This is a genomic window from Vibrio sp. 2130-1 (assembly GCF_033339515.1).
Genome location: NZ_JAWOUT010000014.1, coordinates 90,171 through 106,861, shown reverse-complemented (window position 1 = coordinate 106,861; position 16,691 = coordinate 90,171). Strand labels below are relative to the sequence as shown.

12 protein-coding genes are annotated in these 16,691 nt (G+C 45.4%); 2 read left to right on the top strand and 10 right to left on the bottom strand.

Going from position 1 to position 16,691, the window contains the following annotated elements:
• The first annotated feature begins 10 nt into the window (after positions 1 to 10).
• Complete coding sequence (gene carB / locus R7Q09_RS19045) at positions 11 to 3,244, top strand: carbamoyl-phosphate synthase large subunit (RefSeq protein WP_005381854.1); 3,234 nt, start codon at positions 11 to 13, stop codon at positions 3,242 to 3,244.
• Positions 3,245 to 3,566: 322 nt separating this feature from the next.
• Here carB and R7Q09_RS19040 read toward each other — a convergent pair whose 3' ends face one another.
• The gene (locus R7Q09_RS19040) at positions 3,567 to 3,992 is read right to left on the bottom strand and encodes a hypothetical protein (RefSeq protein WP_017633621.1); all 426 of its coding nucleotides are present in this window, start codon (positions 3,990 to 3,992) and stop codon (positions 3,567 to 3,569) included.
• Complete coding sequence (locus tag R7Q09_RS19035; protein WP_017633622.1) at positions 3,989 to 4,858, bottom strand: hypothetical protein; 870 nt, start codon at positions 4,856 to 4,858, stop codon at positions 3,989 to 3,991. Before R7Q09_RS19035 ends, R7Q09_RS19040 begins: the two co-directional genes overlap by 4 nt.
• A 304-nt stretch (positions 4,859 to 5,162) precedes the next feature.
• On the opposite strand from R7Q09_RS19035, the gene R7Q09_RS19030 reads away from it, so the two are divergent.
• The gene (locus tag R7Q09_RS19030; RefSeq protein ID WP_017821480.1) at positions 5,163 to 5,942 is read left to right on the top strand and encodes a TSUP family transporter; all 780 of its coding nucleotides are present in this window, start codon (positions 5,163 to 5,165) and stop codon (positions 5,940 to 5,942) included.
• On the opposite strand, the gene R7Q09_RS19025 is transcribed toward R7Q09_RS19030, so the two are convergent.
• The 8 genes from R7Q09_RS19025 to gltB all read right to left on the bottom strand — a co-directional run bounded on the left by R7Q09_RS19025 (position 5,884) and on the right by gltB (position 16,518).
• Positions 5,884 to 6,738 carry a LysR family transcriptional regulator gene (locus tag R7Q09_RS19025; protein ID WP_064368983.1) on the bottom strand — a complete coding sequence of 285 codons (855 nt, stop codon included), beginning with the start codon at positions 6,736 to 6,738 and terminating at the stop codon, positions 5,884 to 5,886. The genes R7Q09_RS19030 and R7Q09_RS19025 overlap by 59 nt on opposite strands.
• Positions 6,739 to 6,866: 128 nt before the next feature.
• The gene (locus tag R7Q09_RS19020; protein WP_005387377.1) at positions 6,867 to 7,487 is read right to left on the bottom strand and encodes a TRIC cation channel family protein; all 621 of its coding nucleotides are present in this window, start codon (positions 7,485 to 7,487) and stop codon (positions 6,867 to 6,869) included.
• A gap of 69 nt (positions 7,488 to 7,556) precedes the next feature.
• A complete protein-coding gene (btuF, locus tag R7Q09_RS19015) occupies positions 7,557 to 8,378 on the bottom strand; it encodes a vitamin B12 ABC transporter substrate-binding protein BtuF (protein WP_318070472.1) in 822 nt (273 codons plus the stop codon).
• Positions 8,378 to 9,331, bottom strand: coding sequence for a cobalamin biosynthesis family protein (locus R7Q09_RS19010; RefSeq protein WP_258482082.1), 954 nt, complete (start codon positions 9,329 to 9,331; stop codon positions 8,378 to 8,380). Before R7Q09_RS19010 ends, btuF begins: the two co-directional genes overlap by 1 nt.
• A gap of 11 nt (positions 9,332 to 9,342) precedes the next feature.
• Positions 9,343 to 10,038, bottom strand: coding sequence for a 5'-methylthioadenosine/S-adenosylhomocysteine nucleosidase (gene mtnN, locus R7Q09_RS19005; protein ID WP_054578511.1), 696 nt, complete (start codon positions 10,036 to 10,038; stop codon positions 9,343 to 9,345).
• 63 nt (positions 10,039 to 10,101) lie between these two features.
• Positions 10,102 to 10,530, bottom strand: coding sequence for a DUF1499 domain-containing protein (locus R7Q09_RS19000; RefSeq protein WP_017633627.1), 429 nt, complete (start codon positions 10,528 to 10,530; stop codon positions 10,102 to 10,104).
• 91 nt (positions 10,531 to 10,621) lie between these two features.
• Entirely contained in the window at positions 10,622 to 12,034 is a 1,413-nt protein-coding gene (locus tag R7Q09_RS18995; protein ID WP_053304346.1) for an FAD-dependent oxidoreductase, read from the bottom strand.
• 20 nt (positions 12,035 to 12,054) lie between these two features.
• A complete protein-coding gene (gene gltB / locus R7Q09_RS18990; protein WP_318070473.1) occupies positions 12,055 to 16,518 on the bottom strand; it encodes a glutamate synthase large subunit in 4,464 nt (1,487 codons plus the stop codon).
• Positions 16,519 to 16,691: the final 173 nt, after the last annotated feature.

The following is a 16,691-nucleotide window of genomic DNA, read 5'->3' as shown; positions in this document are numbered from 1 at the left end:
GTAGTAGATAATGCCAAAACGTACTGACATTCAAAGTATTCTAATTCTTGGTGCTGGTCCGATTGTTATCGGTCAGGCATGTGAGTTTGACTACTCTGGCGCACAAGCGTGTAAAGCTCTTCGCGAAGAAGGCTACCGAGTTATCCTGGTTAACTCTAACCCAGCAACCATCATGACTGACCCAGAGATGGCAGATGCGACTTACATTGAGCCGATTCAGTGGGAAGTTGTACGCAAGATCATCGAGAAAGAACGTCCTGATGCAGTTCTGCCAACTATGGGTGGTCAGACAGCACTTAACTGTGCGTTAGATTTAGAGAAGCACGGCGTTCTCGCAGAGTTTGGCGTAGAGATGATTGGTGCAACGGCTGATGCAATCGACAAAGCGGAAGACCGTTCTCGTTTTGATAAAGCGATGAAGTCTATCGGCCTTGAGTGTCCTCGCGCAGATACAGCGAAGAGCATGGAAGAAGCTTACAAAGTTTTAGATATGGTTGGCTTCCCTTGTATCATTCGTCCATCGTTCACCATGGGTGGCACTGGTGGTGGTATCGCGTACAACAAAGAAGAGTTCGAAGAAATCTGTCGTCGCGGTCTGGACTTATCTCCGACCAACGAACTTCTTATCGATGAGTCACTCATCGGTTGGAAAGAGTACGAAATGGAAGTCGTTCGTGACAAAGCGGACAACTGTATCATCGTATGTTCAATCGAGAACTTTGACCCAATGGGCATCCATACAGGTGACTCAATCACGGTTGCTCCAGCACAAACACTGACTGACAAAGAATACCAGCTTATGCGTAATGCATCGCTAGCCGTTCTACGTGAGATTGGTGTTGAAACAGGTGGTTCAAACGTACAGTTTGGTATCAACCCGAAAGATGGTCGTATGGTCATCATCGAGATGAACCCGCGTGTATCTCGCTCTTCTGCGCTAGCATCAAAAGCAACAGGCTTCCCAATCGCGAAAATTGCCGCGAAACTGGCTGTTGGCTTTACGCTAGACGAACTACAAAACGACATCACAGGTGGTGCAACACCTGCGTCATTTGAACCAACTATCGACTACGTCGTAACTAAGATCCCTCGCTTTAACTTCGAGAAATTTGCTGGTGCAAACGATCGTCTGACAACTCAGATGAAATCGGTTGGTGAGGTAATGGCGATTGGTCGTAACCAACAAGAATCTCTTCACAAAGCACTGCGTGGCCTAGAAGTTGGCGCAACTGGTTTTGATGAGATGGTCGATCTGGAAGCGCCAGATGCACTGACTAAGATTCGTCACGAACTTAAAGAAGCAGGTGCAGAGCGTATCTGGTACATCGCCGATGCATTCCGAGCGGGTATGTCAGTCGACGGTGTGTTCAACTTGACTCAAATCGACCGCTGGTTCCTGGTTCAAATCGAAGAAATTGTAAAACTCGAAGAACAAGTCAAGGCGGGCGGCTACGCAGGTTTGACCAAAGAAGTTCTTCGTCAGATGAAACGCAAAGGCTTCTCTGATGCTCGCTTGTCTAAATTGCTTGGTGTCGCTGAAAGTGAAATTCGCCGTGCTCGTGAGCAGTTTGATATTCATCCGGTTTACAAACGTGTGGATACATGTGCAGCAGAGTTTTCTTCTGACACGGCTTACATGTACTCATCTTACGATGAAGAATGTGAAGCAAACCCAACAGACAAAGATAAGATCATGGTTCTTGGTGGCGGTCCAAACCGTATCGGCCAAGGTATCGAATTCGATTACTGTTGTGTTCATGCATCACTTGCGCTGCGTGAAGACGGTTACGAAACCATTATGGTTAACTGTAACCCAGAAACGGTATCTACTGACTACGATACGTCTGATCGTCTGTACTTCGAACCAGTAACTCTGGAAGATGTACTGTCTATCGCTCGCGTTGAAAAACCAAAAGGTGTGATTGTTCAGTACGGTGGTCAAACGCCACTTAAACTGGCTCGTGCTCTAGAAGCGGCTGGTGTGCCAATCATTGGTACTAGCCCAGATGCTATCGACCGTGCGGAAGACCGTGAACGCTTCCAAGCCGCTGTTGACCGTTTAGGTCTACTTCAGCCAGAAAACGCGACAGTAACAACGATGGAGCAAGCGGTTGAGAAATCGAAAGAAATTGGCTTCCCATTAGTTGTTCGTCCATCTTATGTACTCGGTGGTCGTGCGATGGAAATCGTATACGATGAGCAAGACCTGCGTCGCTACTTCAACGAAGCAGTAAGCGTATCGAACGAGTCTCCAGTTCTGCTAGACCGTTTCTTGGATGATGCAACCGAAGTTGATATTGATGCTATCTGTGACGGTGAACGCGTCGTTATCGGCGGTATCATGGAGCACATCGAACAAGCGGGTGTTCACTCTGGTGACTCTGCATGTTCACTGCCTGCATACACGCTAAGTCAGGAAATTCAAGACAAGATGCGTGAGCAAGTTGAGAAGTTAGCATTCGAACTCGGTGTACGCGGTTTGATGAACACGCAGTTTGCTGTGAAAGACAACGACGTTTATCTAATTGAAGTGAACCCTCGTGCTGCTCGTACGGTACCATTCGTATCGAAAGCGACAGGCGCTCCTCTAGCGAAAATCGCTGCACGTGTAATGGCGGGTCAATCTCTAGAGTCACAAGGCTTTACTAAAGAGATTATCCCTCCTTACTACTCAGTGAAAGAAGTGGTTCTGCCGTTCAACAAATTCCCTGGTGTTGACCCTCTATTGGGCCCTGAAATGCGCTCAACAGGTGAAGTAATGGGTGTGGGTGCAACGTTCGCAGAAGCTTACGCGAAAGCAGAGCTAGGTTGTGGTGCGGTTTATCCTGAAGGTGGTCGTGCGCTACTGTCTGTACGTGAAGGTGATAAAGAGCGTGTTGTTGACCTAGCTTCTAAGTTAGTGAAACTGGGTTACCAGTTGGATGCGACACACGGTACTGCTGTAATTCTGGGCGAAGCGGGTATTAACCCACGTTTGGTAAACAAAGTACACGAAGGTCGTCCACACATTCTTGACCGCATCAAGAACAACGAATACACCTATATCGTAAACACGGCTGCTGGTCGTCAAGCGATTGAAGATTCGAAAGTTCTACGCCGTGGTGCACTGGCAGAAAAAGTGAACTACACAACGACACTGAATGCAGCGTTCGCTACATGTATGTCTCATACTGCAGACGCAAAAGCGTCAGTAACTTCGGTTCAAGAGTTACACGCTAAAGTGAAAGCGAGTCTAGACGCGTAACAGATAAAAATCAGTAAGCTCATTAATCAGGGCTTACATGACAACCTCATTGCCCGCTCATTTGAGCGGGCTTTTTTATATCGAGGTTTTTCTAAAATGAAGAGCATTAAAGTGTGCTAGGAACGATTGGTATGCTTCGCTTTTGAAGATCATTAAGCTAATGATGGCAAGCAATGTGTCCAAAGATGAGCAATAGAACTACCACTTGCTGCAACAAAATTAATGCTGTAGGACTGAGGTATTAAGCCGACCATAACTCTTTAAGCAGATAGGTAATTAGAAAAAGTTAAAATAAGCAGTGTCGAGCTTAAAGACATACTAACTATGGAGTGCTTCGATATGTTCTTTTTTCTAAGACTAAGTTATAAGTTGATTCTTCAGTATCAAGAGAGTATCCGTTACTTTTTGCAAAAACATCTGCTGCTAGTAGCGAGGGATAAAGAAGAAAAAAACTAGTTACCGATATAGTTAGGAATATCTTACTAGAGCTTTTAAACTCACTTTTAGTTAGGAAATTATTTGATTTTAATGTTTTTACGGACATTCTAGAGCATTCAAATAAGATCAAACTAGAGCCTATAATCAAAATATCAGCCTGATCAAAAGATGAATAACTTTCATTATTATAGATGTTAAGATAAAAGTCTGACAATCCATCAAAACCATATATTAACAGTGATATTGCTGATGCTAATAAAATTATTAAATAAAAAAACACTTGCGTTCGGTCGTAACTCCCTTTTTTCATCGTAACAAACCTCGCTGTATTTCTTGCGAGAAAATCATACTTTGAGTTTTACGTTGAATCTCATTATATTCTTCTTTTGCTCTTCTCTTTGCTTCTATATCTCTTTGCTTTAAGTAAATATCTATAGAGGCTATTAACTTCTGTGTTAAACCTCGTTTATCATTTTCTCTATTCAATAAAAGACCTACAGCCGAGCTTATCAAAATAGCCCCTAATAATGGGCCAGCACTTAAAGTTACAACACTGCCACCCACTGCTGCGGCAAAGTTTACAAATATAGCTGCTGCAGCTGACGATAACCCGATAGTGATTATATCACTAGCTAAAGTACCAAATAGTTTGGCTAAGGTTTGACGGTCATTGAGGAAAAAGTCAATCACTCTGTATGTGGATATTAAGATAATTGTTATTATGCCCCCACTTCTAATGGATTGTAATGCCCCTTCTGGTCCAACAGCGAACTTTGCCACAGTTGGAGTGGGAAGAAATTTTCCTAATCCAGAAAGCTTTGAGTGCATAGCAGGGGAGCCTGTGAGTATGATATGTGGAGCTCCAGAATAATTTTTAACGATAACAGAGCTATTATTTCCGTACAAATAGTTTGATAAGTTGGTTATAAAAACTAAGTCCTGTCCTGTAGCATAATAGTTTGCTGTATTTTCAAACATTCCCTTTATCTTTTCCCAACGTTCTAATTTCGCTTTATCTTTTACATTGTTCTTGACAACGATATCGAAGCTCTCGATAGATAAGATAATGGTTTCTTGATTTCGATGTTGATGATTTGATTTATAAAGTGGGTAGGTGCTTATACTACCACTATTTTTTGAGGATTGATGTCGTGATAAAGGGTAGTTGCTAGTCATGTATTTTCCTCAGATATCGGGCCTTGAGCGCTGACAATGTAAACTCTACATGCTGAACAGATCTTTCATATTCGTCTAGTTTTATATTTAAAGGTAAGCGTTTGATCTCATTATCAGGAATAGATTTGTGACAGTGATTCAATTCTTTCTGACAACTAAATTTTATATAAAAGTTTGGAGTCAAGTTTAAGCATTAATTCTATGAAAATTAGGAATAGATTGGTGTCTTGACTTTCCATTGGTAGTTTTGTGAATAAATGCTACCGTTTCTTCCTCTTTGATACCTCTTCAAAAAGGAAGTGTAGTGGAAATCACGGTTGAAATTTTGTTGGCCTTATTTTTGGTTGCGACTGCCGCAGGCTTTATTGATGCTATGGCTGGTGGGGGAGGGCTCATTACGCTCCCTGCGCTTTTGGCTGCGGGGTTGAGTCCGACTCAAGCTCTAGCAACCAATAAGTTACAAAGTTCGTTTGGCAGTTTCTCTGCTAGCTGGTATTTCGTGCGTAACGGTATTGTCAGCTTAAAGGAAATGCGTTTTGCGATACTCTGCACTTTTATAGGTGCTGCAATCGGTGCCGAGGCTGTGCAGTTTATTGATGCTAGCGTACTCACCAGTTTGATCCCTGTTCTTTTGATAGCCATTTCCCTCTATTTTTTACTCGCGCCAAGTACGCGAAAAATCGATGGAGAACCAAAGTTATCTGAAGCGATGTTTGCGCTATGCATTGGTGGTGGGATCGGCTTCTATGATGGCTTTTTTGGCCCTGGGACTGGATCTATTTTTACTGTTTGTTTTGTTGCACTAGGTCACTTTTCTTTGGTCGAAGCCACAGCTAGAACCAAAATCCTCAATTTCACGTCAAACATAGCGGCACTACTCTTTTTTATCTTAGCTGGGTTGCCAGTGTGGAAGCTTGGCTTAACTATGGCTGTTGGCGGTTTTCTTGGTGCTCAGTTAGGGGCGAAGGTCGTGGTAAGTAAAGGGCAAAAATGGATTCGTCCTCTAGTTATAGTAATGTCGATGCTCATGGCAACGAAACTTCTTTGGCAACAACATCAGCAATGGATTCTGTCAGTGCTTTAACTCGTTCGCTACGATATGTGCTGTGACGTAAGCAGATATGTATTGGTCGAACTAACTGATCTAGCTCTTCAAAGTCATAGCAGAACTTAGATGTGATATTAAGTGTCGTTAGGATAGATTTAGGGATTAAAGCGGGAGCCATACCTCCCAAAGCCAGTTGTGCTGCCGCAGTATACGAATCCATTTCCATCAAAGGTTCGATTCCGTGTTTGGATAAAATAGCTTGTTGATATGTGTTGGCAGGGTTAGTTAGGTCATTGGTCAAAATAGCTTTAGGTAGTTGTGAAAGTGAATGTCGACTGACAATTGAGAAAGGTTCATCGGCGAGGTGAAGGCTCATTAATCCATGATGAGGTGGTAGATAGCCAGCACAAAATCCCAATGTTGCTTTGCCTGATTTCACATTCTCAATAATGCGTGGCGTATGATTGGTCGATATTCGTATGTACTGATCATGGGCAAAGTGTTCTGCCATGATCATACTGAGGTATCCAGCGACTAAGGTTTCAGAGCAGTCTATCTTGATCAAAGAAGTATCTTCTATTTGTTGTTGATCGTAGATTTTTCCTCTTAACTCATTGAACGTTGGCTCGATCGTGTTGATGAGCGCAAGGCCATCGGAGGTCAGCTTTATGTGCCGACCATTTGGCTCTATTAATTTTTTTCCTAACTTCTTCTCTAGATTTGAAATACGTTTACTCACGGCAGATTGACTAATATAGAGTTGACTGCCCGTGCGGCTCATGGTTTTTTCTTTACTGAGGACAAGTAACGTTTCAATACCTTCAAGCAACATAATGATTAATGAAAGTTAGGAATGGTTGAGATAATTTAGCGAATTGCCCAAGAATTGGCGAATCAAATGAGCATAAATGAGAGGAGCCGACACTTGGTCGACTCCATGATGAGTGATGTTGTTGGTGTTTAACGGTTAATGGCGAAAGTTGGCAGGGATAGATGCCAACGAATCGCACCGAGACGTATAATGAGCGTTGAGATTACACCAGCGAGTAAAGCCGTTGAGTGGTCATAACCCATGTTTACCGCCATCGTATGGAAGATGCCGCCAATAATACATGCCGTAGCATAGACTTCACTTCTTAATACCATAGGAACTTCGCGAGCCAGCACGTCTCGTATAATGCCACCGCCACAGCCAGTAATAACCCCCATTATCACCGCGACCATCCCGGATGCATTGTAGGCGAGTGCCTTTTCTACTCCTATTCCCACAAACACAGCGAGACCGATGGCATCACAAACGGGTAATACCCACCATGAGAGTCGCTTGGGTCTTCGAATAACAAGCATGGTTAGTAGACACGTAACAAATATCACCCATAAGTAAGTCGTATCTGTTATCCAAAATACGGGAGTGGCACCAAGCGCCATGTCTCGGATTGTTCCGCCACCTATAGCAGTCACACTGCCGAGTACGATAACGCCGAATGGATCCATTTTTAAACGGCCAGCCAGTAATACGCCAGAGATAGCGAAAACAGCGGTACCGAACAAATCGATCATATAAAGCAGCATGGAGTCCATGTTACTTAGTACCTTTAAATAGTGTGAGAAAAAATGGGCGGAAATTGTACGGTATTTGCCACGAAATCGTTAGCGTTTTTGACGAACGCTTTTAAAGTGCTCACACACTTCCTTGATCGCGTTCAATGTGCGTGGTGTCGGACGGTTAATCCAATCAGAGTTTAGGGACCAGATGTGTTTGTTTTTAAGAGCAAGAAGCTCATTACTCCACTCAGCCCACATACCATCGTTACTCATTGCGTGACGAGAAGTAAAAATAACCTCTGGCTGGCGAGTAATGACTTGCTCGATGCTAACTTGAGGATAAGGCGCGCTAGATGCGGCGAAAATGTTCTCACCACCGCAAAAAGTAAAGACTTCACTTGGCCAGTTCTTTCCGGCGACAGTGATGATAGGCTTTTCACTCAACTGATAAAAGTAACGAACTTTCTCGTTCGTGTTGTACTGTTCTTTTAGTGTACTCAGCTGCGTTCTAAAATCTTCAGCGGCCTTTTTTCCTACTTGTGGAGTTTCGCTGTATTGGCTGAGTTGCTCGATATTATTGGCGATATCTTCTAATGAACCTGTAGTGGAGTAATAGATAGGAATACCGAACTGTTTAATTTTCTCCAACTCTTTAGCGGGGTTTCCGGCTGGCCAAGCAATCACTAAGTCCGGTTGAAGAGCAATAATGCGCTCTAATTTAATTCCTTGATAATTTGAGACTCTTTCTAGCTGCTTTGCCTGTTCTGGATAATCGCTCATTTCGCTGACAGCAACAAGCTGGTCTCCTAGCCCTGCTGCAAAGGCAATTTCGGTGGCATGTGGAGCTAAACTTATAATGCGTTGAGCGGGTTGAGCGAAGGTCGCTGTCGAAACAAACAGCGTTAATGCGAAGCATAATTTATTCATCATAATCCTTGATAAATTATTCCTAAAAGCAAACTTTGGATTGCGATCCAAGCCAGGACGCGCCAAACGAGCAGCGTATGTATTTGTGAAAGGTGAATAGCCGATGGCGCAATGCGCCCACCGATTTTTGCGCGCTCTGCACGCACACCTTGATAGATAGCAGGGCCGCATAAAGACAGTTGTAGTTTGTGTCCGATAGTACATAACACCCAGCTAGGTCCTGGTAAGGGCCAAGACTTCGCTTGCTGTTGTATTCCAGAGAGCACATTACTTGTATTCTTTCCGGCAGCTAAAAGTATGGCAAAGAGACGAAGTGGAATAATATCCAGAGTAGCAACCAGTTGAATCACAGGTTTACCAAAGGGCAAATATTGGCGTCGGCTAGGGGACCACACTCGCGCTAATTCTGTTGTGAGTCGATACATTAACGCACCAATACCACCTGTTAGTGCGTACCAAAATAGCACACCGATCACGTTGCGGCTGTATGCCATAATCAGGGTTTCTGAGCCAGCTTTACCTATGCCAACGATCGAGAGGCTACCAGTATCGCGATTAAGATATGGTCTCAGTAATGCTCGACACTGAGCTTTGTCTTCCGAAGAGATACTTGTGACGAGCTGTTTCGTTAACGTTTCGCTGTTGCGCCAGTCTAGCGCAAGGATCAATAGAACCAGTTCATATAAACGGATTTGCCAAACAAATGGCTTTACTGCAATCAGTAATATCAAGCAAGGAAACAGCATCAAGCCTAGTGCAAGACTGCCTGAGATTACACTCTGTGAGTAATTGTGATTATTGTTCACTTTGTTAGCTAGCTGCTCTGCTAGCTTTCGCCATAAAGTGATGGGGTGCGCTGAATGGGGGATTGGCACTAAAAGGTGCAAGATCAGTGCACCCCACATAATGAGGAGCGCACCGTTGGCATAAAATGACTGAAAAACTTCTTCCATGAATGAGTCGTTTACTTAATGAGTTCCAGCATTTTGAATACCATTTCGGAAGAGCTTTTTGCTGCTAGAGGCAGGAACTCATCAAAGCTCATTGGTGATTCTTTATCAGCGACATCAGAGATTGCACGCACAACAACAAACGGAGTGTTGAATTGATGACAAGTTTGAGCGATAGCAGATGCTTCCATTTCTACAGCGATAACTGACGGGAAGTGTTTACGAATAAACTCTTGACGCTCAGCAGTACAAACAAACGCATCGCCAGTACAAATTAGGCCGCGAACCGCATGAGTGTTTTCCATTTGTGATAGGGCTTTTTCGGCTAAGTCCATTAGCTTGTCATCCGCTTTGAATGCAGCTGGTTGACCGGCCATTTGGCCAATCTCATAACCAAAAGCGGTTACGTCTGCATCGTGATGACGAACTTCTGTAGAGATAACTACATCGCCAAGGTTTAAGCTTGAATCGAAACCGCCAGCAGAGCCTGTGTTAATCACCACGTCTGGTTGGTATTCATCAAGAAGGATTGTCGTGCCCACTGCCGCTGCAACTTTACCGATGCCCGATTGTAGTACGACGACTTCAACATCGTTAATTTGACCAGAGAAAAACGTACAACCTGCTTTATTTACAGTTTTGCAGTTTGTAATTGCTTGCTTCAGGATGGTCACTTCTTGTTCCATCGCACCGATGATACCAACTTTCATAACACTCTCTTTGGGTAAATATTTTAGTTGGCCGAGAGTATAGCACTCCCCGTTGGCAGTTTTCTATTTGATGAGCTTAGCTTGAGTGAGCTTTTCTCGTAATTGATCGGCGCGCTTTCTGTTTACGCCAAAGTCAGAGTAGCCCACACGAGACTCCGAGCGCACAATCAGTTGGTCTCCTGCTATTTTTAGTTCGAGGTCATCCACGAAGCGCATGATTTTAGATGTGCACTCGATACGAAGGTAGTTGCTTTCTTTCACCGCGGTTTTCGCGCCTGGCAGTTCAAGCGCAACTTGCTCAATAGCGTCGATGTTCGCTGAATCCACTAAGATGAATGGCGTTAGGTTGTATTTTTCTCGCGTGTCTTGGGTGGAGACGCAGTTTGGTTTGTCACCACAAGGTGATTGAGAACGATCCGTCATGGTTTTGACTCCTTGGCTACAAGCGGTTAAGCCGAGCAAAGTAATGGAAAGGAGAGCGGCTTTTTTCATTGGTTTTATCCCTTATCATAGGAATTTAATTATATGTAATAAAAGAAAAAAGGATCCAATAGTAGGATCCTTTTTGAGACGTTAACAGTGATTAAACTTCGAGGTAATCGAGAATGCCTTCTGCCGCTTTTCGTCCTTCATCAATTGCGGTTACGACAAGATCAGAACCTCGTACCGCATCGCCACCCGCGAAGATCTTTTCGTTGCTGGTCTGGAACTGGAACTCTTGCTTCGCTGGGGCTTTGATACGACCCCATTGATCCAAATCGACATCAAACGGTGCTAACCAGTCCATTTTGTGCGGCTGGAAACCAAACGCCATGATAACAACGTCTGCTGGTAGAACGTGCTCGCTGCCTTCAACGGGCTCTGGACGTCGGCGACCCGCTTCATCAGGTTCACCAAGTGCGGTTTTCACCACTTTGACCCCCGAGACTTTGCCTGACGCATCCACTTCAACTCCCAAAGGCTGAAGGTTGAACATGAACTTCACGCCTTCTTCCTTTGCGTTTTTTACCTCGCGACGAGAGCCTGGCATGTTGGCCTCATCACGACGATAAGCACAAACTACGTTGGAGGCTCCTTGGCGAATTGAGGTACGAACGCAGTCCATTGCGGTATCACCACCACCCAGTACGACGACTTTCTTTCCTGCCATATCGATAAAGGGTTGGTTACTCTCAAGACCCATGACTTTGTAGGTGTTCGAAACTAAAAATGGCAGCGCGTCATACACACCCGGCGCATCTTCATTATCTAGACCTGCACGCATGTATTTATAGGTGCCAACGCCCAAGAAAACAGCATCGTATTCATCAAGTAGCTCTTGCATTTGGACATCTTTGCCTACTTCCATGTTCATGCGGAACTCGACGCCCATTTCAGTGAACACACGGCGGCGGTTTTCCATCACGCCTTTTTCAAGCTTGAATGAAGGAATGCCGAAGGTCAGAAGGCCTCCAATTTCAGGGTAGCGGTCAAACACGACGGGCTTAACGCCATTGCGCACTAGGATATCTGCGGCAGCCAAGCCAGCTGGGCCTGCTCCAATGATTGCGACCTTTTTATCGGTCCACTCCACCTTGGACATATCTGGCTTCCAGCCCATTTCAAACGCTTTGTCGGTAATGTACTTTTCTATGTTACCGATGGTGACGGCACCAAAGTCATCATTAAGCGTGCATGAACCTTCACATAGGCGGTCTTGAGGACAAACGCGCCCACATACTTCCGGTAGGCTGTTGGTTTGATGCGATAGTTCAACCGCTTCAAGAATACGACCTTCATTGGCAAGTTTTAACCATTGAGGGATGTAGTTGTGGACTGGGCATTTCCATTCACAATATGGGTTGCCACAATCTAAGCAGCGATCCGCTTGTGCAGTCGCCTGTTGTTTAGTGAACGGTTCATAGATTTCAACGAACTCGATCTTACGAACTTTGATAGGCTTTTTCGCAGGATCTACACGCTGCACATCGATAAATTGATAAACGTTCTGGCTCATGATTCAAACATCCTCCATGATTACTGTGCTTGAACACGCAGCTCTGCGGCACTGCGGCTCTGGTGACCAAGTAGCGTGCGAAGATCTGCCGCTTGTGGTTTCACCAAATAGAACTTTGGAATCCATTCATCAAAGTTCGCCAAAATATTTTCAGCATGACTCGACCCTGTTTCTTCAAGGTGTTCCGCAATTAGGCCACGCAAATGTTCTTGGTGGATGTAAAGATCGGACAATGAGATGGCTTCGACAGACTCAGTATTAACTCGACCTTCAAAGCTTTGGTTCTCATCCAGAACATAGGCAAAGCCTCCAGTCATACCCGCGCCAAAGTTCACACCTGTCGCACCAAGAATGGCAACAATACCGCCAGTCATGTACTCACAAGCGTTATCGCCAGCACCTTCAATGACGGCTATCGTACCTGAGTTTCGTACGCCGAAACGCTCACCTGCTTTACCGGCTGCAAATAGTTTACCGCCGGTCGCGCCGTACAGACAGGTGTTACCAATGATGGTTGCTTCATTACACTTAAATGCAGTGCCAAGGTGAGGTTTGATAACCACTTTACCACCCGCCATGCCTTTTCCCACGTAGTCGTTCGCATCGCCCGTGAGGTAAAGCTCTACACCACCTGCGTTCCAAACACCAAAGGACTGGCCTGCGGTGCCGTCAAGATAGATTTTGATAGGGGAAGCCGCCAACCCTTGGTTGCCATAGCGTTTTGCTATTTCGCCAGATAAGCGTGCACCAACAGAACGATCAGTGTTGATGACATTGTAGAAGAAACTTGCCGATTGACTGTTTTCGACCGCATGCATGGCATCATCAACGATCTTTTGGTTGAGCTCAGCTTTATCAAACGGTTTGTTTGGCTCTGTCCAAAATAGCGGATGGCCCTCAGGTGATACTGGAGCTTCTAGAATATTGGATAGATCCAGCTTGGTCTGTTTCGCTGTAAATCCCTCTACTGCCTCAAGTAAATCGGTACGACCAATCAAGTCAGTCATTTTTTCAACGCCAAGTTCAGCAAGTAATCCACGTACTTCGTCTGCCAGGCCGATGAAGTAATTCATCACCATTTCTGGTAGACCTTTGAAGTATTCTTTACGCAGTGTCTCGTCTTGAGTCGCAACCCCAGTTGCACAGTTGTTGAGGTGACAAATTCGTAGGAACTTACAACCCATAGCGACCATTGGCGCAGTACCAAAACCGAAGCTTTCTGCACCTAAAATTGCGGCTTTAACTACGTCTAAACCAGTCTTTAGACCACCGTCTACCTGTAGGCGGATCTTATGACGCAGACCATTAGCAACCAGAGCTTGTTGTGTCTCTGCCAACCCCAACTCCCAAGGGCTACCAGCGTATTTTACCGAAGTTAATGGGCTTGCTGCGGTACCACCGTCGTAACCCGAAATGGTAATAAGATCAGCGTAAGCCTTGGCTACACCCGTTGCGATGGTGCCGACACCTGGCTCGGAGACGAGTTTTACCGAAACCAGCGCATTCGGGTTGACTTGTTTAAGGTCGAAGATCAGCTGGGCCAAATCTTCAATCGAATAGATATCGTGATGCGGAGGAGGGGAGATCAGAGTCACGCCTTGTACCGAATAACGCAGTTTTGCGATTTCTGCGGTGACTTTGTGTCCTGGTAGCTGTCCACCTTCACCCGGTTTCGCACCTTGTGCCACCTTGATTTGCAGTACATCCGCATTAGTCAGGTAATGCGGCGTTACACCAAATCGGCCAGAAGCAATCTGTTTGATACGTGAGTTACGCTCAGTACCGAAACGGCGAGGATCTTCACCGCCTTCACCCGAGTTAGAGTAACCACCAAGACGGTTCATCGCCGTTGCAAGTGCTTCATGCGCTTCTGGGCTAAGTGCGCCAATGGACATTGCCGCTGAGTCAAAGCGTTTGAACAGTTCAGTGCGTGGTTCTATTTGCTCAAGTGGCAGCGGTGAGTCTGATTTTTTCAGCGACATTAAGTCACGCAGCATGGCAACAGGGCGTTGGTTTACCTGCTTAGCAAAGCTCTGATAGTCGTTACTTTCGCCAGATTTAACGGCCTGTTGCAGCGTGCCGACGACATCCGGGTTGTAAGCATGATACTCACCTCCATGGACGTACTTTAACAAGCCGCCATGATCAATCGATTTGCGTTTCGCCCATGCTTTACGAGATAAGTTTGTAAGATCTTGCTGGAAGTCGTCAAAATTCGCGCCTTCAATTCGAGTTGTGACGCCTTTAAAACACAGATCGACCACATTTTGGCTCAAGCCAACTGCTTCAAACAGTTGTGAGCAGCGGTAAGAGGCGATGGTTGAGATCCCCATTTTCGACATGATCTTGTACAGGCCTTTGTTGATGCCGTATTGGTAGTTTTGCATCACATCGCGGTAGTCTTTCTCTAGTGCTTTATCATCAATCAGTTTACCTAAAGCTTCATAAGCAAGGTATGGGTAAACCGCAGTAGCACCAAAGCCAAGCAAGACAGCAAATTGGTGTGGGTCACGAGCTGTTGCGGTCTCAACAACAATGTTGGCATCGCAACGTAAGTTCGCGTCAATCAGACGAGTTTGAACGGCGCCGACTGCCATTGCTGCAGGAATTGGTAACTTACCTTTGACCAAGGCTCTGTCCGAAAGAACCACTAAAACCGTGCCTTCACGAACGACTTGCTCTGCTTGCTCACACAGATCATTAATGGCTTGTTTAAGATCTTTTTGTTGTGGGTCGTAGTTGATATCGAGAATGGTATTACGGTAATGATCGTCACTCAGCTCTAGTAGTTGCTGCATGTCTGAATAGAGCAGTACTGGAGAATCAAAGGTTACACGATGCGCGTGGCCATCGGTTTCACAGAAGACGTTCATCTCCTGGCCGATGCTGGTCGCTAGCGACATGACGTGTTTCTCACGCAGCGGATCGATTGGTGGGTTGGTGACCTGCGCGAACTTCTGACGGAAGTAATCAGTCACCAAGCGCTCTTTCGAAGAAAGAACCGCCATCGGGGTGTCATCACCCATCGAACCGACGGCTTCTTGCCCCATATCACCGAGGACACGCAATACTTGATCGACTTCTTCATTGCTCATGGCAAACTGCTTTTGATAAGTCTTAAGCAAGTCTTCATCAAAGCTGCGCTCACCTACTTGATCTTCAGGCAGCTGAGAGAACGGTGTTAGTTTGCGAACGTTGTTCTCCATCCATTCGCGATAAGGGTGACGAGATTTCAGGTCATTATCGATCTCGCTAGACTGCCAAAGCTTACCTTTACGAGTGTCGATGACGAGCAATTCCCCCGGACCTACACGACCTTTTTTGGCAACTTCATCTGGGGCGTAATTCCAAATCCCTACCTCAGATGCCAGAGTGATCAGCTTGTCTTTGGTAATTACATAACGCGCAGGACGTAGACCGTTTCGGTCTAGGTTACAAGCAGCATAACGACCATCGGACAGTACGATACCTGCTGGGCCATCCCATGGTTCCATGTGTTTGGAGTTGAAATCGTAAAACGCACGCAAATCCGGATCCATATCCGGGTGGTTTTGCCATGCTGGCGGTACGAGCATACGCATGGCACGGAAGATATCCATGCCGCCAGCTAAAAAGAGATCTAGCATATTATCTAAGCTAGACGAGTCTGAGCCTGTCTCGTTCACAAACGGTGCTGCAGTTTGTAGGTCAGGCAGCAGTGGTGACGAGAACTTGTAAGCACGAGCGCGTGCCCATTGTCGGTTACCTTCAATGGTATTGATCTCACCATTATGAGCAAGGTAGCGGAACGGTTGAGCTAATGGCCAACGCGGTTGAGTGTTGGTAGAAAAACGCTGGTGGAACAGACAGATAGCAGATTCCATACGTAGATCGGCAAGATCAAGATAAAAGCGCGGTAAGTCCGCAGGCATGCATAGGCCTTTGTACACCAAAACTTGAGTCGACAAGCTACAGATGTAGAAATCCGGATCTTCGGTGATTTGTTTCTCGATGCGACGGCGTGCGATGTAGAGGCGACGCTCAATGTCGCGTTCGCGCCAACCTGCCGGTGCAGAGACAAAGACTTGCTGAATATTTGGAAGCGAGTTGGCCGCAATTGGACCGAGTACTTCTGAATTAGTTGGTACTTCACGCCAACCAGCCACAGTTAGCGTCTCTTGCGCCAGTTCTTTGTTGACGATGTCTTTAGCGAGTTGAGCTTTGACTGGATCTTGGTTGAAGAAAATCATCCCTACGGCGTATTGCTTGCCAAGGTTGAAACCATTTTCTTCGGCAATAAGACGTAAATAGGAATCGGGCTTTTGTAATAGAAGACCACAACCATCACCAGTTTTACCATCGGCGGCGATACCACCACGGTGAGTCATGCGGTCAAGTGCAGAAATTGCTGTACGTACCAGCTTGTGGCTTTGTTCGCCTTCCATATGCGCGATCAAGCCAAATCCACAGTTGTCTTTCTCAAGACTTGGATCATAAAGAGCCATTGCAATTCTCCCTTTGCTTATCCGTCATCCCGACAGATATATCAACACTGCTTACGTTGATATCGATGACTAACTATGCGTCATCTTTATAGCTTTATGTATAATTATTCAGTAAAAGTTGTGAAATATTTAACATTTTTTGAGTGTTTTATTTTCATCAACTTCACAAGCTA

Coding starts and splice junctions, on each gene's coding strand:
- R7Q09_RS19025 (WP_064368983.1), bottom strand. CDS start 6,738: ATGTTGCTTGAAGGTATTGAAACGTTACTTGTCCTCAGTAAAGAAAAA.
- R7Q09_RS19010 (WP_258482082.1), bottom strand. CDS start 9,331: ATGGAAGAAGTTTTTCAGTCATTTTATGCCAACGGTGCGCTCCTCATT.
- R7Q09_RS19020 (WP_005387377.1), bottom strand. CDS start 7,487: ATGGACTCCATGCTGCTTTATATGATCGATTTGTTCGGTACCGCTGTT.
- gltB (WP_318070473.1), bottom strand. CDS start 16,518: ATGGCTCTTTATGATCCAAGTCTTGAGAAAGACAACTGTGGATTTGGC.
- mtnN (WP_054578511.1), bottom strand. CDS start 10,038: ATGAAAGTTGGTATCATCGGTGCGATGGAACAAGAAGTGACCATCCTG.
- btuF (WP_318070472.1), bottom strand. CDS start 8,378: ATGAATAAATTATGCTTCGCATTAACGCTGTTTGTTTCGACAGCGACC.
- R7Q09_RS19035 (WP_017633622.1), bottom strand. CDS start 4,858: ATGACTAGCAACTACCCTTTATCACGACATCAATCCTCAAAAAATAGT.
- R7Q09_RS19000 (WP_017633627.1), bottom strand. CDS start 10,530: ATGAAAAAAGCCGCTCTCCTTTCCATTACTTTGCTCGGCTTAACCGCT.
- R7Q09_RS18995 (WP_053304346.1), bottom strand. CDS start 12,034: ATGAGCCAGAACGTTTATCAATTTATCGATGTGCAGCGTGTAGATCCT.
- R7Q09_RS19040 (WP_017633621.1), bottom strand. CDS start 3,992: ATGAAAAAAGGGAGTTACGACCGAACGCAAGTGTTTTTTTATTTAATA.
- carB (WP_005381854.1), top strand. CDS start 11: ATGCCAAAACGTACTGACATTCAAAGTATTCTAATTCTTGGTGCTGGT.